Source organism: Rathayibacter sp. AY1F6 (assembly GCF_002932035.1).
In the GTDB taxonomy this organism is placed as follows: domain Bacteria; phylum Actinomycetota; class Actinomycetes; order Actinomycetales; family Microbacteriaceae; genus Rathayibacter.
On record NZ_PSVD01000006.1, the window covers coordinates 1 to 21,847 of the forward strand.

A 21,847-nucleotide genomic window follows, 5' to 3' on the forward strand; every position below is an offset into this window, starting at 1 on the left:
GCCGGAGCCGATGACCAGGACGCTCTGGATGTCTTCCCTGCGCGGCATTACTTCTGCTCTCCGATGCTGCTGGTCGTGGGGATGTCGGTGGGCTCCTAGTCCGTGCCAACGACACGCCTCAGCACCGAACCCACCGCCGTCCTCGTCCTCGAGGACGGACGACGATTCCGGGGACAGGCCTACGGCGCCCGAGGCCGCACCCTGGGCGAGATCGTCTTCGCCACCGGCATGACCGGCTACCAGGAGACGCTGACCGACCCGAGCTACGCCGGCCAGATCGTCGTGCAGACCGCGCCCCACATCGGCAACACCGGGACCAACGACGAGGACATGGAGTCGCGCCGCATCTGGGTCGCCGGCTACGTCGTCCGCGACCCCTCCCGCGTCGTCTCCAACTTCCGCGCGCAGCGCTCCCTCGGCGACGACCTGGAGACCGACGGCATCGTCGGGATCTCCGGCGTCGACACCCGGGCGATCACCCGCCACATCCGCTCGGCCGGCTCGATGCGCGCCGGCGTGTTCTCCGGCGAGGACCTCGCCCTCCCCGAGGAGGAGCAGCTCGCGCTGGTCCTCGGCGGCCGGCAGATGCAGGGGCTCAACCTCTCCTCCTCGGTCTCGACCGACGAGCAGTACACGGTGCCTGCCCGCGGCGAGCGCGTCGGCTCGGTCGCGGTCATCGACCTGGGGGTGAAGACCTCGACGGTCAACTACCTCGCGGAGCGCGGCTTCGACGTCCACGTGCTGCCCGAGTCGGTGACCGCCGAGCAGGTGCTCGCGCTCGACCCGTCCGCGCTCTTCTTCTCCAACGGCCCCGGCGACCCCGAGGCCTCGGACCGCCACGTCGAGCTGCTGCGCACCACCCTGCGCGCCGACCTGCCGTTCTTCGGCATCTGCTTCGGCAACCAGCTGCTGGGGCGCGCTCTCGGCTTCGGCACCTACAAGCTCCCGTTCGGCCACCGCGGGATCAACCAGCCCGTGCTCGACAAGCTCACCGGCCGCGTGGAGATCACCTCCCAGAACCACGGGTTCGCCGTGGACGCGCCGATCGAGGGCGAGCTGGACTCGCCCGAGGGCTTCGGCCGCGTCGAGGTCAGCCACTACTCCCTCAACGACTCGGTCGTGGAGGGCCTGCGCTGCCTCGACATCCCCGCCTTCTCGGTGCAGTACCACCCGGAGGCGGCGGCCGGCCCGCACGACTCCAACCACCTCTTCGACCGCTTCCGCGAGATGGTCGTGCAGCGCACGGCCGGGCGCGCGGCCTCGGAGCCCACCGACATCCCCACGACCAGCAGCATCGGAGAGCAGAAGTAATGCCGCGCAGGGAAGACATCCAGAGCGTCCTGGTCATCGGCTCCGGCCCGATCGTCATCGGACAGGCCGTCGAGTTCGACTACTCCGGCACCCAGGCCTGCCGCGTGCTGCGCGCCGAGGGGGTGCGCGTGATCCTCGTCAACTCCAACCCGGCGACGATCATGACCGATCCCGACTTCGCCGACGCCACCTACGTGGAGCCGATCACGCCCAAGGCGATCGAGGCGATCATCGCCAAGGAGAAGCCGGACGCGATCCTGCCGACCCTCGGCGGGCAGACGGCCCTGAACGCGGCCATCCAGCTGCACGACCTCGGGATCCTCGAGAAGTACGGCGTCGAGCTCATCGGCGCGAGCTTCGAGGCGATCAACCGCGGTGAGGACCGCCAGATCTTCAAGCAGCTGGTGCTGGACGCGGGCGCCGACGTCGCGAAGTCCTACATCGCGCACACCGTCGACGAGGCGATCGAGTACGCCGAGGACCTGGGCTACCCCCTCGTCATCCGCCCGTCGTTCACCATGGGCGGCCTGGGCTCCGGCTTCGCCTACACCCGCGAGGAGCTGGTGCGGATGGTCGGCGACGGCCTGCACCAGAGCCCCACCACCGAGGTTCTCCTGGAGGAGTCGATCCTCGGCTGGAAGGAGTACGAGCTCGAGCTCATGCGCGACACGGCCGACAACACGGTCGTCGTCTGCTCGATCGAGAACGTCGACCCCGTCGGCGTGCACACGGGCGACTCGATCACCGTCGCACCGGCGCTGACCCTCACCGACCGCGAGTACCAGAAGCTGCGCGACATCGGCATCCGGATCATCCGCGACGTGGGCGTGGACACCGGCGGCTGCAACATCCAGTTCGCGATCGACCCGGCGGACGGCCGGATCATCGTGATCGAGATGAACCCGCGCGTCTCCCGCTCCTCCGCCCTCGCCTCCAAGGCGACCGGCTTCCCGATCGCCAAGATCGCCGCGAAGCTCGCCATCGGCTACCGCCTGGACGAGATCCCGAACGACATCACCAAGGTGACGCCGGCGAGCTTCGAGCCGACTCTGGACTACGTGGTCGTGAAGGTCCCGCGGTTCGCGTTCGAGAAGTTCCCGGCCGCCGACAAGACGCTGACCACGACCATGAAGTCGGTGGGCGAGGCGATGGCGATCGGCCGCAACTACGCGCAGGCGCTGCAGAAGGCGCTCCGCTCGCTCGAGAAGCGCGGCTCGTCGTTCCACTGGGGCGCGCAGGAGCGCTCGGTCGAGGAGCTCCTCGAGATCGCGAGGACCCCGACCGACGGCCGCATCGTCACCGTGCAGCAGGCGCTGCGCCTGGGAGCCACGGTCGAGCAGGCGTTCGAGTCCACGAAGATCGACCCCTGGTTCCTCGACCAGATCGTGCTGATCAACGAGATCGCCGACCTGGTGCGCGAGCACGACGGCCTCGACGCCGGACTCCTCCGCCTGGCGAAGGACCACGGCTTCTCGGACGCGCAGATCGCCGAGCTCCGCGGGCTCGACGAGGCGGAGGTCCGCCGCACCCGCTACGCGCTGGACGTGCGCCCGGTCTACAAGACCGTCGACACCTGCGCGGGCGAGTTCCCGGCGCTCACGCCGTACCACTACTCCTCGTACGACGAGGAGACGGAGGTCGTCGCCGCCGACCGCCGCAAGGTCGTCATCCTGGGCTCCGGCCCCAACCGCATCGGCCAGGGGGTCGAGTTCGACTACTCCTGCGTGCACGCCTCGTTCGCGCTCTCGGACGCGGGCTTCGAGACGATCATGATCAACTGCAACCCCGAGACGGTCTCGACCGACTACGACACCTCGGACCGCCTCTACTTCGAGCCGCTGACTCTCGAGGACGTGCTCGAGGTCATCCACGCGGAGTCGCAGTCCGGCGAGCTCGTCGGCGTCGTCGTGCAGCTGGGCGGCCAGACGGCGCTCGGGCTCGCCGCGGGCCTCGAGGCGGCCGGCGTGCCCATCCTCGGCACCACCCCCGCGAACATCGACCTCGCGGAGGAGCGCGGCGCGTTCTCGCGGATCCTCGACGAGGCGGGGCTTCTCGCTCCGCGCAACGGCACCGCGACCGACCTCGACGGCGCCCGCGAGGTCGCGGTGGAGATCGGCTACCCGGTCCTCGTCCGTCCGTCGTTCGTCCTCGGCGGGCGCGGCATGGAGATCGTCTACGGCACGCCCCAGCTCGAGGACTACTTCGAGCGGATGGCCGGCGAGGGGATCATCGACGAGGCGCACCCGCTGCTGGTGGACCGCTTCCTCGACGACGCGATCGAGATCGACGTCGACGCGCTCTTCGACGGCGAGCAGCTCTACATCGGAGGAGTGATGGAGCACATCGAGGAGGCCGGCATCCACTCCGGCGACTCGGCGTGCACGCTCCCGCCGGTGACGCTCGGCCGCCGGCAGATCGACCAGGTGCGGGAGGCGACCCTCGCGATCGCGCAGGGCGTCGGCGTCCGGGGACTGCTGAACGTCCAGTTCGCGATCGGCCAGGGCGTGCTCTACGTGCTCGAGGCGAACCCCCGGGCCTCGCGCACCGTGCCGTTCGTGTCGAAGGCGCTGGGCATCCCGCTCGCGAAGGCCGCGTCGCGCCTGATGGTGGGTGAGACCATCGCCGCGCTGAAGGCCGAGGGCCTGCTGCCCGAGCGCGACGGCTCCGACGTCCCGATGGACTCTCCCATCGCGGTGAAGGAGGCGGTCCTGCCGTTCAAGCGCTTCCGTACCAAGGAGGGCCAGATCGTCGACTCGCTGCTCGGGCCCGAGATGCGCTCCACCGGCGAGGTCATGGGGATCGACCGCGACTTCCCGCGCGCCTTCGCGAAGAGCCAGGACGCCGCTTACGGCGGCATGCCGGCGAGCGGGACCGTCTTCATCTCGGTCGCCGACCGCGACAAGCGCTCGATCGTCCTGCCCGCGCTACGCCTGCGCCAGCTCGGCTTCGACATCCTCGCGACCGAGGGCACGGCCGAGGTGCTGAACCGCAACGGGATCCAGGCCCGCGTGGTCCGCAAGTACAGCGAGACCGCCGAGGGCGACGCGCCCTCCATCGTCGAGCTGATCGCCCGCGACGAGGTCGACGTGGTGATCAACACGCCCAGCGGAGGAGCGACCCGCGCCGACGGCTACGAGATCCGCGCCGCCGCGGTCGCCGCGGACAAGCCGCTGTTCACCACGATCGCCCAGCTCGCGGCCGCGGTCGCCTCGCTCGACGCGGCGAACGAGCCCTTCGAGGTGACGAGCCTGCAGGACTACGCCCTGCGCCGCGCGGAGCGCACCGCGTGAGCGGCGGCGCGGCGGGCACCGCCTCCTTCGGCTCGCGCCTCGAGGCGGCGTTCGCCGCGCACGGCCGGCTCTGCGTCGGGATCGACCCGCACGCGTACCTGCTCGACGCGTGGGGCCTCGCCGACGACGCGGCCGGGCTCGAGAGCTTCGGCCGAACGGTCGTCGAGGCGGCGGCCGGCCGTGTGGGCGTCGTCAAGCCGCAGATCGCCTTCTTCGAGCGGCACGGCGCGGCGGGCTACGCCGCGCTCGAGCGCGTGCTCGCCGACGCCCGCGAGGCCGGACTGCTGGTGATCGCCGACGTCAAGCGCGGCGACATCGGCACGAGCGTCACCGCCTACGCCGAGGCGTGGCTCCGGCCGGGCTCGCCGCTCGAGGCGGACGCCATGACCGCCGCGGCCTACCAGGGGCTCGGCTCCCTCGAGGGGATGCTGACCCTCGCCGAGGAGGCGGGCAAGGGCGTGTTCGTCCTCGCAGCCACCTCCAACCCCGAGGCCCGTCCCGTGCAGCGCGCCCTCGTGCAGGACGGCGGCCGGGCGGGATCCACCGTGGCACGCGCGGTCGTGGCGGACGTGGCATCCTGGAACGACGCTCACGCTCGCGCGTCGATCGGCTCGGTCGGCGTGGTGCTCGGCGCCACGGTCGCCCTGGGCGACTTCGGCATCGGCATCGACGAGCCGCTGCACCCCGCACTCCCGGTGCTCGCGCCCGGCTTCGGCCACCAGGGCGCGGCCGTCGCGGACGCGCAGCGGCTGTTCGGCGCGCTGAGCGCCGCCACCATCGTCAGCGAGTCGCGGAGCGTGCTCGGCGCCGGCCCCTCGGGGATCGCGGCCGAGATCACCCGCCGCGCGACCGACATCCAGGAGACCCTTGTCCGCTGAAACCGTCAGCCCCGATCCCGGCGCCTCCTCGCGCCCGGAGGCCGTGCGCCGTCCCTCGCCGCCCGAGGTCGACCGGCGCGCCGCCTCCGAGGCCGCGATCGCGGCGCGCCGTGCCCGCGCCGCCGTCAAGAAGGCCGTCGCCGCCGGACGCCGCCCCGCGACCGCCGTGCTCGCGGCGGCCCAGGCCGAGCCGTTCGGGGTCGAGGGGCGGATGCGCGTCAGCGAGCTGCTCCGCGCCGTGCCCGCACTCGGCGTGGTGAAGACGCCCCGGGTGATGGACCAGCTGCGGATCGCCGAGTCGAAGCGCCTCGGCGGGCTCGGCCGGCGCCAGGTCGAGGGCCTGTCGTCGTTCCTGGAGGAGCGGGAGTCGCGGCAGCGCCGCCCCGGCCGCAACCGCCTGCTCGTCCTCGCCGGTCCGACCGCGGTCGGCAAGGGCACCGTGTCGACCTACATCCGCGAGAACTACCCGGACGTCCTGCTCTCGGTCTCGGCCACCACCCGGGCCCCGCGTCCGGGCGAGGTGGACGGCGTCAGCTACTACTTCGTCGACGACGCCGAGTTCGACCGGATGGTCGCGGCGGGGGAGTTCCTCGAGTACGCCGTCGTCCACAACGCTCACCGCTACGGCACGCCCCGCGGCCCCATCGACGCCGCGCTGGAGCAGGGCCGGCAGGTGATGCTCGAGATCGACATCCAGGGTGCCCGCCAGGTGCGCGAGCGGATGCCGGACGCGCGGCTGGTCTTCCTCCTGCCGCCGACCTGGGACGAGCTGGTCCGCCGGCTGGTCGGCCGCGGCACCGAGAGCGCGGAGGAGCAGGAGCGCCGTCTGGCCACCGCGAAGGTGGAGCTGGCCGCGCAGGACGAGTTCGATTTCGCCGTCGTCAACAGCACCGTGCCCGAAGCGGCCCGCGAGGTCGTAGAATTGATGTCGCCTCGTGCCGACGGCGCGCCCGCTGACCCGGGCCGCTGACACCGGGCCACCGACCACCTCCGGGCCGACGCCCCGGGTCCCACCGGGCACACGCCCCTCGGAGCCCGCGCGCCGTGTTGCTCCGGAGCCGCAGATCGGCGCTGATGCGCCTGCAAGGAGACACCCATGGCCAACAACCTCGGCATCATCGACCCGCCCATCGACGAGCTCCTCTCGAAGGTCGACTCCAAGTACGCCCTGGTGATCTTCGCCTCCAAGCGCGCCCGCCAGATCAACGACTACTACGCCGACCTCCACGAGGGCAGCCTGTTCGACAACGTCGGCCCGCTGGTCGACTCCACCATCGACGACAAGCCCCTCTCGGTCGCACTGCACGAGATCAACGAGGACAAGCTCGTCGCCAAGCCCCTCGCCGAGTAGTCCCCTCCGGGTGGGCTCCTCTCTCGAGGCCGGCCGACGGCTCAACGTCGTCGTCGGCATCACCGGCGGCATCGCCGCGTACAAGGCCGTCGGAGTCGTCCGCGCGCTGGTCCTCGCGGAGCACGACGTGCACGTCGTCGCGACCGAGGCCGCGCTGCGCTTCGTCGGCAAGCCCACCCTCGAGGCCATCTCGCGGAACCCGGTGCACACCGAGCTCTACGAGGGCGTCGCCGAGGTCCGGCACGTGGCCATCGGCCAGGCCGCCGACCTCATCGTGATCGCGCCCGCGACGGCGCACACGCTCGCCAAGCTCGCCGCCGGCCTCGCCGACGACCTGCTCGGCAACACGGTGCTCGCGAGCACCGCCCCGCTCGTGGTCGCCCCCGCGATGCACACCGAGATGTGGGCGAACGCCGCCACCGTCGCGAACACGGCGGTGCTCCGCTCCCGCGGCGTGCACGTCGTCGGCCCCGCGGTCGGCCGCCTCACCGGCGCCGACTCGGGCCCCGGCCGCATGGAGGAGCCCGAGACGATCGTGGCGGAGGCCCTCGCCGTCCACGCCCGCTCCGCCTCCGCCCGCCGCGACCTCGCGGGCGTGCGCGTCCTCGTGACCGCCGGCGGCACCCGCGAGCCCCTCGACCCGGTGCGCTTCGTCGGCAACCGCTCCAGCGGCAGGCAGGGCGTCGCGCTCGCGCTGGCCGCTGCGGCCCGGGGCGCGGAGGTCACCCTCCTCGCCGCGAACCTCGACGTGCCGGCGCCGGAGGGCGTCACGGTCCTCCCGGTGGGCACCGCGCTCGAGCTGCGCGAGGCCGCCCTCGCCGCGGCCCCCGGCGCGGACGTCGTGATCATGGCCGCGGCCGTCGCCGACTACCGGCCCGCCGCGGTCGCCGACGCGAAGATCAAGAAGGAGCAGCAGGGCGACCGTCTCGTCCTCGAGCTCGTCAAGAACCCGGACGTCCTCGCCGAGATCTCCGCCTCCCGGCGGGAGGGGCAGATCGTCGTCGGCTTCGCCGCGGAGACCGAGCCGGACCGGGACGCGATGCTCGCCCTCGGCCGCGCCAAGATCGCCCGCAAGGGCTGCGACCTGCTCGTCCTCAACAGGGTGGGCTGGGCCGAGGGCTTCCAGAGCGACAGCAACGCCGTCGTGGTCCTCGATCGGGCCGGCGATATAGTTGGCGAGGCCTCGGGCAGCAAGGCGGAGGTGGCCGATCGCGTCCTCGACGCGGTCGTGCGCTAGCCCCGCCGGTCCGCCCGCCCAGGCGCCGATCGCCTGCCGCCCGGCATCGCGCCCGCCAGGCCACTCCCGGTACGAACGACCCCGGTCCGCACGAGCCGGGACGAGAAGAGAAGCATGACCTCCGGTCCCCTCCGCCTGTTCACCTCCGAGTCCGTCACCGAGGGCCACCCGGACAAGATCTGCGACCAGATCTCGGACCGCATCCTCGACGCCCTGCTCCGCGAGGACCCGCACAGCCGGGTCGCCGTCGAGACGCTGGTCACGACGGGGCTCGTGCACGTCGCGGGCGAGGTCTCCACGAGCGGCTACGTCGAGATCCCCAAGATCGTGCGCGACACGATCGTCGAGATCGGCTACGACTCCTCGGAGAAGGGCTTCGACGGCCGCTCCTGCGGCGTCTCGGTCTCGATCGGCCAGCAGTCGCCCGAGATCGCGGCGGGCGTCGACACGGCGCTCGAGGTCCGCTCCTCCGAGGCGGGCGAGGACGCCTTCGACCGCCAGGGCGCGGGCGACCAGGGTCTGATGTTCGGCTTCGCGACCGACGAGACCCCCGAGTACATGCCGCTGCCGAGCTGGCTCTCGCACCGCCTCGCCGAGCGCCTGGCCGCCGTCCGCAAGTCGGGCGAGCTCGACTACCTCCGGCCCGACGGCAAGACCCAGGTCACCATCGGCTACGACGGCACGACGCCGTCCACCATCGACACCGTCGTCCTGTCCACCCAGCACGCCGAGCACGTCAGCACCGAGACGATCCACGCGGACATCGCGGCGCACGTCATCCGCCCCGTGCTCGAGACGGTCGACCTCGACTCCTCCGCCGTGCGCCTGCTGATCAACCCGACCGGCCGCTTCGAGATCGGCGGGCCTCAGGGCGACGCCGGGCTCACCGGCCGCAAGATCATCGTCGACACCTACGGCGGAGCGTCCCGCCACGGCGGCGGCGCGTTCTCGGGCAAGGACCCGTCGAAGGTGGACCGCTCGGCCGCCTACGCCATGCGGTGGGTCGCCAAGAACGCGGTCGCCGCGGGGCTCGCCTCGCGGCTGGAGGTGCAGGTCGCCTACGCCATCGGCAAGGCGGCCCCGGTCGGCCTCTACGTCGAGACCTTCGGCACCGGCACCGTCTCCGACGAGACGATCACCGAGGCGATCCGCTCGGTCTTCGACCTGCGCCCGGCCGCGATCATCCACGCACTCGACCTGCTCCGCCCGATCTACGCGCAGACCGCGGCTTACGGCCACTTCGGCCGGGAGCTCCCCGACTTCACCTGGGAGCGCCTCGACCGGGTCGACGACCTGCGCTCCGCCGCGGGCCTCTCGTAGCGGGCGCGGCGGCGATGGCGACGAGCGGAGCCGTCGCGCGCGTGCTCCTGGACTCGCCCCTCCCGCAGCTCGACCGGCTCTTGGACTACGCGGTGCCGGAGGCGCTGCGCGGCGAGGTGGTCCCCGGCGTGCGCGTGCGGGTGCCGTTGCGGACCGGAGGCCGGATCGCCGACGCGTTCGTCGTCGAGACGGGGGAGGGGACCGAGCACGCCGGAGCGCTCAGCGGCATCGAGGAGCTGGTCTCGCCGCTCGTCGTACTGACCCCGGAGGTCTGGGCCCTCGCCCGCCGGGTGGCCGACCGCGCCTCCGGGGGCGCGAGCGACGTGCTGCGCCTGGCCGTGCCGCGCCGCCACGTCCGCGTCGAGAAGGCGCGACTCGCCGCGGGTCCCGCTCCTGCGGCGCGCGCGGTCGAGGCGGGCGGCGTGACGGGCTACCCCGACGCCTCCTTCGCGGGACTCGCCGAGGGGGCCCGGCTGGCGGTCGGCGCCGTGCCGGCTCCCGTGAGGCTCGACTCGGGCGCGTGGGTCGGCGGCTGGGCCGTCACGCTCGCCGAGCTCGCCCGGGACACGCTCGCCGCGGGCCGCGACGCGATCCTGGCCGTCCCCGACTACCGCGACCAGGAGCAGCTGGAGCTCGCTCTCGCCGCCCTCGTCCCCGCGGAGGCGGTGGTGCGCCTCGATGCGCGGCAGAAGGGCGCCGAGCGCTACTCCGCCTTCGTCCGCTGCCTCGATCCCGGGCCGCGGGTCGTCGTCGGCAACCGCTCCGTCCTCTACGCGCCCTCCTCCGCCCTCGGCCTGATCGCGCTCTGGGACGACGGCGATCCGCTCTTCGCCGAGCCGCTCGCGCCCTACGCGCACGCCCGCGACGTCGCCCTGGTGCGGCAGGAGCAGAGCGGCGCCGGCCTCGTCCTGCTCGGCAACACGCGCACGGTCGAGGTCGAGCGGCTCGTCGAGATCGGCTTCGCGACCGAGGTGGAGCCGCGGCCGAGCCGCCGCCCGCACGTCGTGCCGACCGCCCAGCAGTGGGCGGCCGACGAGCACGACGCGGCAGCGCGCATCCCCTCCTCCGCCTGGCGGGAGGCGCGGAAGGCCCTCGACTCCGGTCCCGTGCTCGTCCAGGTCGCGCGCCCCGGCTACGCGCCGGTGGTCGCCTGCGCCCGTTGCCGGACCGTCGCACGCTGCAACCGCTGCCAGGGTCCGCTCGGCGTGCACTCCGAGGGCGGGCGGCCGAGCTGCGGCTGGTGCGGCCTGATCGCGGCCGACTGGACCTGCTCCGTCTGCGAGGCGACGGCTCTGCGCCTCGTCTCCCTCGGCGCGGGCCGCACCGCGGAGGAGCTCGGACGCGCCTTCCCGGGTGCCAAGGTGATCGTCGCCGACGGGCAGCGCCCCGTGCTCACCCTCCCCGACGAGCCCGCGCTCGTCGTGGCCACGCGCGGGGCGGAGCCGCGGGCCGACGGCGGCTACCACGCCGTCCTGCTGCTGGACGGCGAGCGGATGCTGGCCCGCGAGAGCCTGCGGGTCGCCGACGACGCGCTCCGCACCTGGTCGAACGCCGCGGCGCTGGCCCGCCCGGGCGCGCCGGTCCTCCTGGTCGGGGTCGGCGGCCGGCTCGCGACCGCCCTGGCGACCTGGCGGCAGGCCGAGTACCTCCGGGCCGAGCTCCAGGAGCGGCGCGCTCTGCGCTTCCCGCCCGCGGTGCGCCTGGCCACGGTGAGCGGCGACGCGCACGCGGTGGAGGAGGCGCTCGACGCGCTCGACGAGGACGACCGGCACGAGGTCCTCGGTCCTGTCGGGCTCGAGGACGGCTCCGTCCGGGCGATCGTCCGGTTCGACTACGCTCGCGGTGCGGATGTGGCCGCGCGCCTCCGCTCCGCCGTGATCCGCAACGCCACGCGCCGTCGTCGCCCGCCGACCACGCCCGGCCGCTTCCGGCCGGCCCCCCGGCTCCGGGTCCGTCTCGACGACCCCGACATCCTCTGACTCCCCAGGAGACCCCCGTGCGCCTCGTCTTCGCCGGCACGCCCGCCGCCGCCGTTCCGACCCTCCGCGACCTCGCCGCCTCCGCGCACGAGGTCGTGGCCGTGGTCACCCGGGAGGACGCCCCGGTGGGACGCAAGCGCGTGCTCACCCCCTCGCCGGTCGCCGTCGTGGCCGAGGAGCTGGGGATCCCGGTGATCCGGGCGAACCGCCTCGACGAGGACGTGACCGACCGGATCGCGGAGCTCGCCCCCGACCTCGGCGTGATCGTGGCCTACGGCGGCCTCGTCCGGCAGCGCCTGCTGGCGGTGCCGCGCCTGGGCTGGATCAACCTGCACTTCTCCCTGCTGCCGCGCTGGCGCGGGGCGGCTCCCGTCCAGCGGGCGCTGATGGCGGGCGACACGCGGATCGGCGCGAGCGTCTTCCAGCTGGTCGCCGAGCTCGACGCCGGTGACGTGTACGCCGAGCTCGCCGTCGACGCGGGGGAGCACACCGCGGGCGAGCTGCTGACGGAGCTGGCCGCGAGCGGCGCCGGCCTCACCCTCGGCGTGGTCGGCGCGCTGGAGGAGGGCACGGCCGTCGCGACTCCGCAGGCCGGAGAGGCGACCCCCGCTCCCAAGCTCGACGCCGCCGACGGCCGGATCGACTGGAGCCTCCCGACCGGGCGGGTCCTCGCGCTCGTGCGCGGAACGACTCCCGAGCCCGGAGCCTCGACCGCGGTGGGGAACGCGCGCCTCAAGGTGCTCGCGGTCCGCGCGGCCGAGGGGGACCTCGCTCCCGGCGTCGTCCGCCTCGACTCGGGGCGCGCCCTCGTCGGCACCGCGGACGGAGCGGTCGAGCTGGTCACCGTCCAGCCCGCCGGCAGGACCCCGATGGCCGGCGCCGCCTGGGCCCGCGGCCTGCGCGAGAGCACGGTGCTCGCGTGAGCGCCCGTCGCGAGGCCGCTCCCGCCCGGCGGGTCGCCTACGACGTCCTGCTCGCGGTGAGCGGGTCGGACGCCTACGCCAACCTGGTCCTGCCCGCGCGGATCAGCGCCGCCGGCCTCTCGCCCGCCGACGCGGGACTGGCCACCGAGCTCTGCTACGGCACTCTGCGGATGTCCGGCTACTACGACCGCGTGATCGCCCTCGCGGCCGGCCGGTCCGTCGAGAGCATCGATGCGCCGGTGCTCGACGCGCTGCGCCTGGGCGTGCACCAGCTGCTCGCGACCCGCGTGGCCCCGCACGCCGCGGTGAACGAGAGCGTCGCGCTCGTCGCGGCCGGCTCCTCGCGGGGAGCGGTGGCCTTCGCCAACGCCGTGCTGCGCGCGGTCTCGCGCTCGGGCGCCGGCGAGTGGCGCGAGCGGGTCTCCGCGGCCGCGGTCTCCGGCGACGACCGGATCGCCGCGCTGAGCTCCCACCCCGTGTGGATCGTGCGCGCCCTGCGACGGGCGCTGGCGGCGGAGGGGGCGGCCGACGAGCTCGACGCGCTGCTCGCCGCCGACAACGCGGCTCCGCGGGTGAACCTTGTGGCTCTGCCGGGCCTGGCGTCTCGCGGCGAGATCGCCGACGCCGAAACCGACCGGTTCTCGCCGGTCGGCATGACCAGCACCGGCGGCGACCCGGAGGCGTTCCCCGCGGTGCACGAGGGCCGCGTGCGCGTGCAGGACGAGGGCTCCCAGCTCGCCGCTCTGGCGCTCTCCCGGGCACGGCCGGTCCGCCCGGGCGAGCGCTGGCTCGACCTGTGCGCGGGACCCGGCGGCAAGGCGGCGCTGCTCGCGGCGGAGGCGCGCGCAGGCGGGGCGGCGCTGCTCGCCAACGAGGTGGTTCCGGGCCGCGCGGGCCTGGTGCGGCAGGCGCTGGCCGCCGTCGACCCGTCGGTCGAGGTGCGCACCGGCGACGGGCGCGACCTGGGCGACGAGCAGCCGGGATCGTTCGACCGCATCCTCCTCGACGCGCCGTGCACCGGTCTCGGTGCGCTGCGGCGTCGGCCCGAGGCGCGCTGGCGCAAGTCCGCGGCCGACGTGGAGCCGCTGGCCGCCCTCCAGGGCGAGCTGCTCGACTCCGCGGTGAGGGCTCTCGCTCCCGACGGCCTGCTGGCCTACGTGACCTGCTCGCCGCACCTCGGCGAGACCCGGCGCGTGCTCGCCCTCGCGCAGGAGCGGCACGAGCTCGAGCTCGTCGACACGCCGGCCGTGCTGCGCGCGCTGACGGCGGACCCGCTCCCGCTGCCGGAGGGCACCCTCCACGTGCAGCTCTGGCCGCACCGGCACGGCACCGACGCCATGTTCGTGCAGCTCCTCCGCCGCCGGCCCCTCGAGGCGGCGTCCGGAGACGCCTGAACCCTCCGGAGCGGGAACGCGCTCGGCCGGGCGGACGCGGAGGACGCTCCGATCTAGGCTGGAGGCATGCCCGCACGGATCAACCCCAGCATCCTCTCCGCCGACTTCGTGAACTTCGAGGCCGAGCTGCAGCGCATCGCCGGAGCCGACCTCGTGCACGTCGACGTGATGGACAACCACTTCGTGCCGAACCTCACCTTCGGGCTGACCATGGTCCAGCGCCTCCAGGACGTCTCGCCCCGGCCGCTCGACCTGCACCTGATGATCGAGGACCCCGACCGGTGGGCCCCCGACTACGCCGAGACCGGCGCCTACTCCGTGACCTTCCACGCCGAGGCCGCGCGCGACGCCGTGGCCCTCGCGCGGCGCCTGCGCGAGATCGGCTCACGAGCGGGAATCGCGCTCAAGCCGGGCACGATGGTGGACGACTACCTCGACCTCCTGCCCGAGTTCGACCAGGTCCTCGTGATGACGGTCGAGCCCGGCTTCGGGGGCCAGTCCTTCATGGAGGAGACGATGCCCAAGCTGCGCACCCTCCGGAACGTGGTGGACCGCACCGGGCTCGACGTCTGGCTCCAGGTCGACGGCGGGATCGCTCCCGGCACGATCGAGATCGCAGCGGAGGCGGGAGCCGACACCTTCGTCGCGGGCTCCGCGGTCTTCGGTGCGGACGACCCGGAGGCCGCGATCGCATCGCTGCGCGAGACGGCGACCGCTCACCTGCACCGGCACTGAGGCGGCCCGCGCCCGGCCGCCGTATAGACTTCCCCGGTGAAAACTTTCGACGACCTCTTCGCTGAGCTGGGCGAGAAGGCCGCCGCCCGTCCCGAGGGTTCGGGCACCGTCCGCGAGCTCGACGCCGGCGTGCACTTCATCGGCAAGAAGATCGTCGAGGAGGCCGCCGAGGTGTGGATGGCCGCCGAGTACGAGGGCGACGAGCGCACCGCCGAGGAGATCTCGCAGCTGCTCTACCACCTGCAGGTGCTCATGCTCGCCAAGGGACTGACGACGGCCGACGTCTACCGGCATCTGTGAGCCCCGCCCCGCTCGCCGGGGTGCGCCTCCGCTCCGCGCCGTCGCGCCCGCACGCTCCCCGAGGAGCCGTGCCGCCCCCTGAACAGCCGTCGAGTCATGAAGGACGTCCCGTGACCACCACCCCCGCCCCGGCGCTCCTGCGCGTCGCCGTCCCCAACAAGGGCTCCCTCTCGGAGACCGCCGGTCAGATGCTCGCGGAGGCCGGCTACACCGGCCGCCGCGACCCGAAGGAGCTGCACGTCGTCGACGAGCGCAACGGGGTCGAGTTCTTCTACCTGCGCCCGCGCGACATCGCCACCTACGTCGGCTCCGGCGCTCTCGACGTCGGGGTGACCGGCCGCGACCTCCTGATCGACTCCGGCTCCGAGGCGCGCGAGATCGCGAGCCTCGGCTTCGCGAACTCCACCTTCCGCTTCGCCGGGCCCGCAGGCCGCTACGACGAGCTCGCGCAGATCGACGGCCTCCGCGTGGCGACCAGCTACCCGGGCCTCGTGGGCCGCTTCCTCCGGGAGCACGGCGTCGAGGTGACGCTGATCCGCCTCGACGGCGCGGTCGAGTCCGCGATCCAGCTCGGCGTCGCCGACGTCATCGCCGATGTCGTCGAGACCGGCACCACGCTCCGCAAGGCCGGCCTCGAGATCTTCGGGCCGGTCATCCTGGACTCGACCGCCGTCCTGGTCTCCGCCGCGGGGGAGCCCGAGGGCATCCCGGTGCTGCTGCGCCGCCTGCAGGGCGTGCTGGTCGCCCGCGAGTACGTGCTGCTCGACTACGACTGCCCCGTCGCGCTCCTGGAGAGCGCCACGGCGATCGCCCCGGGCTTCGAGTCGCCGACGGTCTCGCCGCTGCACGACGCCGAGTGGGTGGCCGTCCGCGTGATGGTGCCGCGCTCGGACATGAACCAGGTGATGGACCGCCTGTACGACCTGGGCGCCCGCGCGATCCTGGTCACCTCCATCCACGCCGCGCGCCTGTAGAGGGGGAGCCGATGAGTCTCGCCGTCCGCGTCATCCCCTGCCTCGACGTCGCCGCCGGCCGCGTCGTGAAGGGCGTCAACTTCCAGAACCTGCGCGATGCGGGCGACCCCGTCGAGCTCGCCCGCCTCTACTTCGAGCAGGGCGCCGACGAGTTGACCTTCCTCGACGTCACCGCCACGGTCGACGACCGCTCGACCACCTACGACGTGGTGCGGGCGACCGCCGAGCAGGTCTTCATCCCGCTCACGGTCGGCGGAGGCGTGCGCAGCGCCGAGGACGTCTCGCGACTGCTCGCGCACGGCGCCGACAAGGTGGGCGTCAACTCCGCCGCGATCGCCCGGCCCGAGCTCCTCGGCGAGATCGCCGACGTCTTCGGCGCGCAGGTGCTCGCGCTCTCGCTCGACGTCAAGCGGAGCGACGCCACGGCGTCCGGCTTCGTCGTCACCACTCACGGCGGACGCCGCGAGACCGAGCTCGACGCCCTGGCCTGGGCGGCCGAGGCCGTCGAGCGCGGCGCCGGGGAGCTGCTGGTCAACTCCATCGACGCCGACGGCACCAAGCAGGGCTTCGACCTCGAGCTGATCGCCGCGATGCGCGAGCTGAGCTCCGTGCCCGTCATCGCCTCCGGAGGCGCCGGCGCCGTCGAGCACTTCGCTCCGGCCGTCGACGCGGGGGCCGACGCCGTGCTCGCCGCCTCCGTCTTCCACAATCGCGAGCTGACGATCGGCGACGTCAAGCGCGCGCTCGCCGCCTCCGGGATCGAGATCCGATGACCCCCGCCGAGCTCGACGCCGTCCTGGACCGCGCCGCCTTCGATCCGACCGGGCTCCTGCCCGCGATCATCCAGCAGCACGACACCCGCGAGGTGCTCATGATGGGCTGGATGGACCGCGAGGCGCTCCGGCGGACCCTCACCGAGGGCCGCGTCACCTTCTGGTCGCGCTCGCGCCAGGAGTACTGGCGCAAGGGCGACACGTCCGGGCACGCGCAGTACGTGCGGGGTGCCGCCCTCGACTGCGACGCCGACACTCTGCTGGTCCAGGTCGAGCAGATCGGCGCAGCCTGCCACACGGGCGAGCACGCCTGCTTCGACGTCGACCCCCTCGTGCCGTTCACCGGCCTCGGCCCGGCGGAGTGAGCATGAGCGGACGGCGGCTGAAGTACACGGCGATCCTCGGGGTCGTGCTCCTCGCCGCGCTCGAGCTGACCTCCTCCACCCAGACCTGGTCCACGCTGACCCTGGCCGCGATCGAGGGGGAGGGCCAGCGGATCGACGTGGCCGGGACCGTCGCCGCGCCCGCGCTCTCCGCCCTGGCGCTCGCAGGCCTCGCCCTCGCCGCGGCCCTCGCCATCGCCGGCCCCGTCTTCCGGATCGTGCTCGGTCTGCTCCAGGCCGTCCTCGGCGCCTCGGTGGTGCTCGCGGCCGCGACGGCACTGGGCGACCCCGTGCGCGCCGGCGCCTCGCTGGTCACGGAGGCGACCGCCATCGCGGGGGAGCAGTCCGTCGCCGCGCTCGTGGCCTCGTCCTCCGCGACGGCCTGGCCCGTCGTCGCCCTGGTCTGCGGCGTGCTCACCGCGCTGCTCGGGATCGGCGTCCTCGCGACCTCGCGCCGCTGGCCGGGAGCGGCGCGGAAGCGCGCCTCCCGCTTCGAGCCCGCCGACGGCTACGGCCACGGCGCGTCGACCGTGCAGACGGACGACGGCGACATCGACCCGGTCGTCTCGTGGGACGAGCTCTCGCGCGGCGACGACCCCACCTCGGGCCGCTGACACCGGCCGCGGTCGTGTCCGGCGGTCCGGCATCCCCGCCTCCTGCAGGCGGCTGCGCAGGCGAGTCCGGGGCCGGGCGCTCAGGCGCCTCACGCTAGACTGCTCTGGTCCCGTTGCACCCCCAGGAGGAGACCCATGAGCACCGAGCACGACGACGACAACCACGGCCACTCGCCCGCAGCGTGGACGGCCGTCGTCATCATGCTGGTCGGATTCACGATCGGCACGATCGCGTTCTGGTTCGACGTGCCCCTGGTGGTCTGGCTCTCGGCCGGCCTGGTCGTGGTGGGTCTGCTCGTGGGCATGGGCATGGCCAAGGCGGGCTACGGCGTCAACGGCGCGAAGGCGAACCCGAAGGCGCGCGCCTAGGTGCTCGCCGACCTCACCGCCGGCGCCCTGGCCGACGCGGCCCGGCGCCGCGAGAGCGCCCCGCTCGAAGCCGTCGAGCGCCGCGCGCTCGCCCAGGCGCCCGCCCTCGACGCCCTGGCCGCTCTGGCCCCCGCCGAGCGCGTCAGGATCATCGCCGAGGTGAAGCGCGCCAGCCCGTCGCGCGGAGCCCTCGCCGACATCCCCGTCCCCGCCGAGCTGGCCGGACAGTACGAGCTCGGGGGAGCGAGCGCGATCAGCGTCCTCACCGAGGAGCGCCGCTTCAAGGGGTCCCTCGCGGACCTCGAGGCGGTCCGCGAGCGCGTGTCGATCCCCGTCCTGCGCAAGGACTTCGTCGCCGAGCCGTACCAGGTCCTCGAGGCCCGCGCGGCCGGAGCCGACCTGGTCCTCCTCATCGTCGCCGCGCTCGAGCAGCCCCTGCTCGCCGAGCTGCACGCCCTCGTCCTCGAGCTGGGGATGACCCCGCTCGTCGAGACGCACTCGGCCGACGAGCTCGAGCGGGCCGCCGACCTCGGCGCGCGGCTCATCGGCGTGAACGCCCGCGACCTCTCCACGTTCCAGCTCGACCGCGACCTCTTCGGCCGCCTCTCCGAGCGCTTCCCCGACGACGCGGTGAAGGTGGCCGAGTCGGCCGTCCTCACCGCCGACGACGTCGCGCACTACCGCGGCTCCGGAGCCGACGTCGTCCTCGTGGGCGAGGCTCTCGTCACCGGCGGCGACCCCGTCTCCACCCTCGCCGGCTTCCTGGCGCACTGACCACTCCGATAGGCGGTACCCCCATGGCACTCCGGGATGAACTCGGCCCCTACTTCGGCGAGTTCGGCGGACGCTACGTCCCCGAGTCCCTCGTCGAGGCCCTCGACGAGCTGAGCGCCGAGTACGAGCGCACGAAGGTCGACCCCGCGTTCGCGGCCGAGCTGATGGAGCTGCACCGCAGCTACACCGGTCGTCCGTCGATCATCACCGAGGTGCCGCGGTTCGCCGAGCACGCCGGCGGTGCGCGGATCATCCTCAAGCGCGAGGACCTCAACCACACCGGCTCGCACAAGATCAACAACGTGCTGGGCCAGGCGCTGCTCACCAAGCGGATCGGCAAGACCCGCGTCATCGCCGAGACGGGAGCGGGCCAGCACGGCGTCGCGACCGCCACGGCCGCCGCCCTGTTCGGCCTCGACTGCGTGGTCTACATGGGCGAGGTCGACACCGAGCGCCAGGCCCTCAACGTCGCCCGCATGCGCCTGCTCGGCGCCGAGGTGATCCCCGTGACGACCGGCTCGCGCACCCTCAAGGACGCGATCAACGACGCGATGCGCGACTGGGTGACGAACGTGGGCACCACGAACTACATCTTCGGCACCGTCGCCGGCCCGCACCCGTTCCCGGCCCTCGTCCGCGACTTCCAGAAGATCATCGGCGAGGAGGCGCGCGAGCAGGTCCTCGAGCTCACCGGCTCGCTGCCCACCGCGGTCACCGCCTGCGTCGGCGGCGGCTCCAACGCGATGGGGATCTTCCACGCCTTCCTCGACGACCCCGAGGTCCGCCTCGTCGGCTTCGAGGCCGGCGGCGACGGGATCGAGACCCCCCGCCACGCGGCGACCATCAGCAAGGGCCGCCCCGGCGTCCTGCACGGCGCCCGCAGTTTCCTCCTCCAGGACGAGGACGGCCAGACCGTCGAGTCGCACTCGATCTCGGCCGGCCTCGACTACCCGGGCATCGGCCCGGAGCACGCGTGGCTCTCGAGCATCGGCCGCGCCGACTACCGCGCGGTCACCGACTCGGCCGCGATGGACGCGCTCATGCTGCTCAGCCGCACCGAGGGGATCATCCCGGCGATCGAGTCCGCGCACGCGCTGGCCGGCACGCTGGAGCTCGGGCGCGAGCTCGGCCCCGAGGCCACCATCCTGGTCAACCTCTCGGGCCGCGGCGACAAGGACATGACGACCGCTGCGCACTACTTCGGCCTCATGGACCAGGGCGCGGTGCAGTCGTGAGCGGCCGCGGACCGAGCGTCGCCGAGACCGTCCGGCGCCGGAACGAGGAGGCGGCGGGCGCCCTGATCGGCTACCTCCCCGTCGGCTTCCCCGACCTGCCGACCAGCATCGACGCCGCCGTGGCCATGGCCGAGAACGGCGTCGACGCGATCGAGCTCGGTCTGCCCTACTCCGATCCGGTGATGGACGGACCCGTCATCCAGGAGGCGACCCAGGCCGCCATCGCGGGCGGCTTCCGCCTCCGCCACGGCTTCGAGGCCGTCCGCGAGATCCGGGCGCGCGTCGACGTGCCGGTCCTGGTGATGACCTACTACAACCCCGTCCTGCAGTACGGGGTCGAGCGCTTCGCCACCGATCTGGCCGAGGCCGGCGGGTCCGGCCTCATCACGCCCGACCTGATCCCGGACGAGGGCGCCGAGTGGCTCGCCGTCTCCGAGCGGCTCGGACTCGACCGCGTGTTCCTCGCGGCGCCGTCCTCGACGGACACGCGCCTGCGCCAGGCCGTCGACTCGAGCCGTGGATTCGTCTACGCGGTCTCGACGATGGGCATCACCGGCGCGCGCACCGACGTCGACTCCGCGGCCCGCACCCTGGTCGACCGCCTCCGCGCCGCCGGCTCCGAGAGCGCGTGCGTCGGCCTGGGCATCTCGACCGGCGAGCAGGTCGCCGAGATCCTCGCCTACGCGGACGGCGCCATCGTCGGATCCGCCCTGGTGCGGGCGCTGGCGTCCGGCGGGGTCGACGCGGTCGCCGAGACCTCCCGCGGCCTCGCCGAGGGCACCCGCCTGCGCTCCGCGCGCTGACACCCTCCCGCTACAATCGGGATGCCCACCGGGGCGCGGCCGAGCCGTGCCCGGGGGACCCCCTCCTTCGAAAGGTCGAGTACCGGTGTCCGTACCGCTGAGCATTCCGAGCCCCCCCGACGCGTGGAGTCAGTACGACCTCACGATCGGCACCTTCACGCTCGCGATCCACACCTACGCGCTCTGCATCCTCGCGGGGATCATCGTGGCGACGATCATGACGAACCAGCGGCTCAAGCGCCGCGGCGCGGAGCCGTGGGTCGTGCTCGACATCATCATCTGGGCTGTGCCGCTCGGCATCGTCGGCGCCCGCGCCTACCACGTGCTCACCCACCCCGGCGACTACTTCTACGACGGCGCCGACCCGTGGGAGGTCGTCCGCATCTGGAACGGCGGCAACGCCATCTTCGGCGGGCTGATCGGAGGCGCGGTCGGCGCGTTCATCGGCTGCCGCTGGACAGGAGTGCGGTTCTGGACCTTCGCCGACGCCCTCGCCCCCGGCATGCTCGCCGCGCAGGCGCTCGGGCGTCTGGGCAACTGGTTCAACCACGAGCTCTTCGGCCTGCCCACGACCCTGCCCTGGGGCCTCGAGATCGAGACCACCAACCCGGCCTTCCCCGTCGGCCTCCCGGCGGGCACGCTCTTCCACCCGACCTTCCTCTACGAGATCCTCTGGAACGTCGTCGGCATCGCGGTCATCCTCCTGCTCGAGCGCCGTCTCAAGCTGCAGTGGGGCACCGTCTTCGCCGCCTACCTGATCTGGTACGGGATCGGCCGCGTCTGGTTCGAGTCCATCCGGATCGACCCGAGCGAGTTCTTCTGGGGCATCCGCACCAACGTCTGGGCCGCGCTCATCGCCGTGGTCATCGGCCTGGTCCTCGTGGTGATCCAGAAGCGCGAGCACCCGGGCGCCGAGCCCTCGGCCTACCGGCCGGGTCGCGAGTGGACGCCCGCCCCGGCTGCGGTAGAATTCGAGGACGTCGAGTCCGACTCCGACGACACCACCACCCCTGCTTCCGGCACCGACGCCGAGAAGCCGACGGTCTCCCGCACCTGACGGAGGTCGCGGAGCCTCCGCGACCGCCTCCCGGGTGCCCGACACCTCCACGACCGCCCCATCGCGGCGCAGCCACGAGCGCTGCCGCGGGCGGGTCGTCGTGCAGGCACCGCCGGCGGCGCGCGACGCTCGCGCCACGGCAGAACC

Annotated in this window: 21 protein-coding genes; all 21 read left to right on the top strand. The window is 73.4% G+C overall.

The window, feature by feature from the left end:
- Positions 1–102: 102 nt before the first annotated feature.
- The 21 genes from carA (at position 103) to lgt (ending at position 21,700) form a co-directional block, all read left to right on the top strand.
- Positions 103–1,311, top strand: coding sequence for a glutamine-hydrolyzing carbamoyl-phosphate synthase small subunit (carA, locus tag C5C44_RS07250; protein WP_104335604.1), 1,209 nt, complete (start codon positions 103–105; stop codon positions 1,309–1,311).
- On the top strand, positions 1,311–4,601 hold the full coding sequence (gene carB, locus C5C44_RS07255) for a carbamoyl-phosphate synthase large subunit (RefSeq protein ID WP_104221829.1): 3,291 nt from the start codon (positions 1,311–1,313) through the stop codon (positions 4,599–4,601). The genes carA and carB overlap by 1 nt, the downstream gene beginning before the upstream one ends.
- Positions 4,598–5,479, top strand: a complete 882-nt coding sequence (gene pyrF / locus C5C44_RS07260; protein WP_104221831.1) for an orotidine-5'-phosphate decarboxylase — start codon at positions 4,598–4,600, stop codon at positions 5,477–5,479. Before carB ends, pyrF begins: the two co-directional genes overlap by 4 nt.
- 43 nt (positions 5,480–5,522) lie before the next feature.
- Complete coding sequence (gene gmk / locus C5C44_RS07265; protein WP_181132768.1) at positions 5,523–6,449, top strand: guanylate kinase; 927 nt, start codon at positions 5,523–5,525, stop codon at positions 6,447–6,449.
- Between the two features lie 126 nt (positions 6,450–6,575).
- Positions 6,576–6,830 (top strand): DNA-directed RNA polymerase subunit omega, encoded by a 255-nt coding sequence (gene rpoZ, locus C5C44_RS07270; RefSeq protein WP_104221835.1) that lies wholly within the window; start codon positions 6,576–6,578, stop codon positions 6,828–6,830.
- Positions 6,831–6,840: 10 nt separating this feature from the next.
- Complete coding sequence (gene coaBC, locus C5C44_RS07275; RefSeq protein ID WP_104237507.1) at positions 6,841–8,067, top strand: bifunctional phosphopantothenoylcysteine decarboxylase/phosphopantothenate--cysteine ligase CoaBC; 1,227 nt, start codon at positions 6,841–6,843, stop codon at positions 8,065–8,067.
- Between the two features lie 114 nt (positions 8,068–8,181).
- Complete coding sequence (metK, locus tag C5C44_RS07280; protein ID WP_104221839.1) at positions 8,182–9,387, top strand: methionine adenosyltransferase; 1,206 nt, start codon at positions 8,182–8,184, stop codon at positions 9,385–9,387.
- Positions 9,388–9,401: 14 nt separating this feature from the next.
- Entirely contained in the window at positions 9,402–11,366 is a 1,965-nt protein-coding gene (locus tag C5C44_RS07285; protein ID WP_104335606.1) for a hypothetical protein, read from the top strand.
- A gap of 17 nt (positions 11,367–11,383) precedes the next feature.
- Positions 11,384–12,289: a methionyl-tRNA formyltransferase gene (locus C5C44_RS07290; protein ID WP_104335607.1), complete on the top strand. Its 906-nt coding sequence runs from the start codon at positions 11,384–11,386 to the stop codon at positions 12,287–12,289.
- Positions 12,286–13,683 carry an RsmB/NOP family class I SAM-dependent RNA methyltransferase gene (locus C5C44_RS07295; RefSeq protein WP_104335608.1) on the top strand — a complete coding sequence of 466 codons (1,398 nt, stop codon included), beginning with the start codon at positions 12,286–12,288 and terminating at the stop codon, positions 13,681–13,683. Before C5C44_RS07290 ends, C5C44_RS07295 begins: the two co-directional genes overlap by 4 nt.
- A gap of 66 nt (positions 13,684–13,749) precedes the next feature.
- Positions 13,750–14,418, top strand: a complete 669-nt coding sequence (rpe, locus tag C5C44_RS07300) for a ribulose-phosphate 3-epimerase (protein WP_104313188.1) — start codon at positions 13,750–13,752, stop codon at positions 14,416–14,418.
- A gap of 36 nt (positions 14,419–14,454) precedes the next feature.
- Positions 14,455–14,718: a phosphoribosyl-ATP diphosphatase gene (locus C5C44_RS07305; RefSeq protein ID WP_055791842.1), complete on the top strand. Its 264-nt coding sequence runs from the start codon at positions 14,455–14,457 to the stop codon at positions 14,716–14,718.
- Between the two features lie 110 nt (positions 14,719–14,828).
- Positions 14,829–15,692 (top strand): ATP phosphoribosyltransferase, encoded by an 864-nt coding sequence (gene hisG, locus C5C44_RS07310; RefSeq protein ID WP_104221851.1) that lies wholly within the window; start codon positions 14,829–14,831, stop codon positions 15,690–15,692.
- An 11-nt stretch (positions 15,693–15,703) separates the two neighbouring features.
- On the top strand, positions 15,704–16,465 hold the full coding sequence (gene hisF, locus C5C44_RS07315; RefSeq protein ID WP_104335609.1) for an imidazole glycerol phosphate synthase subunit HisF: 762 nt from the start codon (positions 15,704–15,706) through the stop codon (positions 16,463–16,465).
- Positions 16,462–16,830: a phosphoribosyl-AMP cyclohydrolase gene (gene hisI, locus C5C44_RS07320; RefSeq protein WP_104221855.1), complete on the top strand. Its 369-nt coding sequence runs from the start codon at positions 16,462–16,464 to the stop codon at positions 16,828–16,830. The genes hisF and hisI overlap by 4 nt, the downstream gene beginning before the upstream one ends.
- 2 nt (positions 16,831–16,832) lie before the next feature.
- Positions 16,833–17,462 (top strand): Trp biosynthesis-associated membrane protein, encoded by a 630-nt coding sequence (locus tag C5C44_RS07325; protein WP_104313190.1) that lies wholly within the window; start codon positions 16,833–16,835, stop codon positions 17,460–17,462.
- A gap of 135 nt (positions 17,463–17,597) precedes the next feature.
- Complete coding sequence (locus C5C44_RS07330; RefSeq protein ID WP_104221860.1) at positions 17,598–17,831, top strand: DUF6704 family protein; 234 nt, start codon at positions 17,598–17,600, stop codon at positions 17,829–17,831.
- A complete protein-coding gene (gene trpC, locus C5C44_RS07335; RefSeq protein ID WP_104221862.1) occupies positions 17,832–18,605 on the top strand; it encodes an indole-3-glycerol phosphate synthase TrpC in 774 nt (257 codons plus the stop codon).
- 23 nt (positions 18,606–18,628) lie between these two features.
- Complete coding sequence (gene trpB / locus C5C44_RS07340; protein WP_104225310.1) at positions 18,629–19,840, top strand: tryptophan synthase subunit beta; 1,212 nt, start codon at positions 18,629–18,631, stop codon at positions 19,838–19,840.
- On the top strand, positions 19,837–20,643 hold the full coding sequence (gene trpA, locus C5C44_RS07345) for a tryptophan synthase subunit alpha (RefSeq protein WP_104232657.1): 807 nt from the start codon (positions 19,837–19,839) through the stop codon (positions 20,641–20,643). The genes trpB and trpA overlap by 4 nt, the downstream gene beginning before the upstream one ends.
- A gap of 85 nt (positions 20,644–20,728) precedes the next feature.
- A complete protein-coding gene (gene lgt / locus C5C44_RS07350) occupies positions 20,729–21,700 on the top strand; it encodes a prolipoprotein diacylglyceryl transferase (protein WP_258059820.1) in 972 nt (323 codons plus the stop codon).
- Positions 21,701–21,847: the final 147 nt, after the last annotated feature.

What these genes read in the sequence shown, in the direction of transcription:
- rpe (WP_104313188.1), top strand. Translation starts at nt 13,750, where the DNA reads ATGCCCGCACGGATCAACCCCAGCATCCTCTCCGCCGACTTCGTGAAC.
- C5C44_RS07325 (WP_104313190.1), top strand. Translation starts at nt 16,833, where the DNA reads ATGAGCGGACGGCGGCTGAAGTACACGGCGATCCTCGGGGTCGTGCTC.
- C5C44_RS07330 (WP_104221860.1), top strand. Translation starts at nt 17,598, where the DNA reads ATGAGCACCGAGCACGACGACGACAACCACGGCCACTCGCCCGCAGCG.
- trpB (WP_104225310.1), top strand. Translation starts at nt 18,629, where the DNA reads ATGGCACTCCGGGATGAACTCGGCCCCTACTTCGGCGAGTTCGGCGGA.
- C5C44_RS07285 (WP_104335606.1), top strand. Translation starts at nt 9,402, where the DNA reads ATGGCGACGAGCGGAGCCGTCGCGCGCGTGCTCCTGGACTCGCCCCTC.
- hisI (WP_104221855.1), top strand. Translation starts at nt 16,462, where the DNA reads ATGACCCCCGCCGAGCTCGACGCCGTCCTGGACCGCGCCGCCTTCGAT.
- hisF (WP_104335609.1), top strand. Translation starts at nt 15,704, where the DNA reads ATGAGTCTCGCCGTCCGCGTCATCCCCTGCCTCGACGTCGCCGCCGGC.
- metK (WP_104221839.1), top strand. Translation starts at nt 8,182, where the DNA reads ATGACCTCCGGTCCCCTCCGCCTGTTCACCTCCGAGTCCGTCACCGAG.
- carB (WP_104221829.1), top strand. Translation starts at nt 1,311, where the DNA reads ATGCCGCGCAGGGAAGACATCCAGAGCGTCCTGGTCATCGGCTCCGGC.
- rpoZ (WP_104221835.1), top strand. Translation starts at nt 6,576, where the DNA reads ATGGCCAACAACCTCGGCATCATCGACCCGCCCATCGACGAGCTCCTC.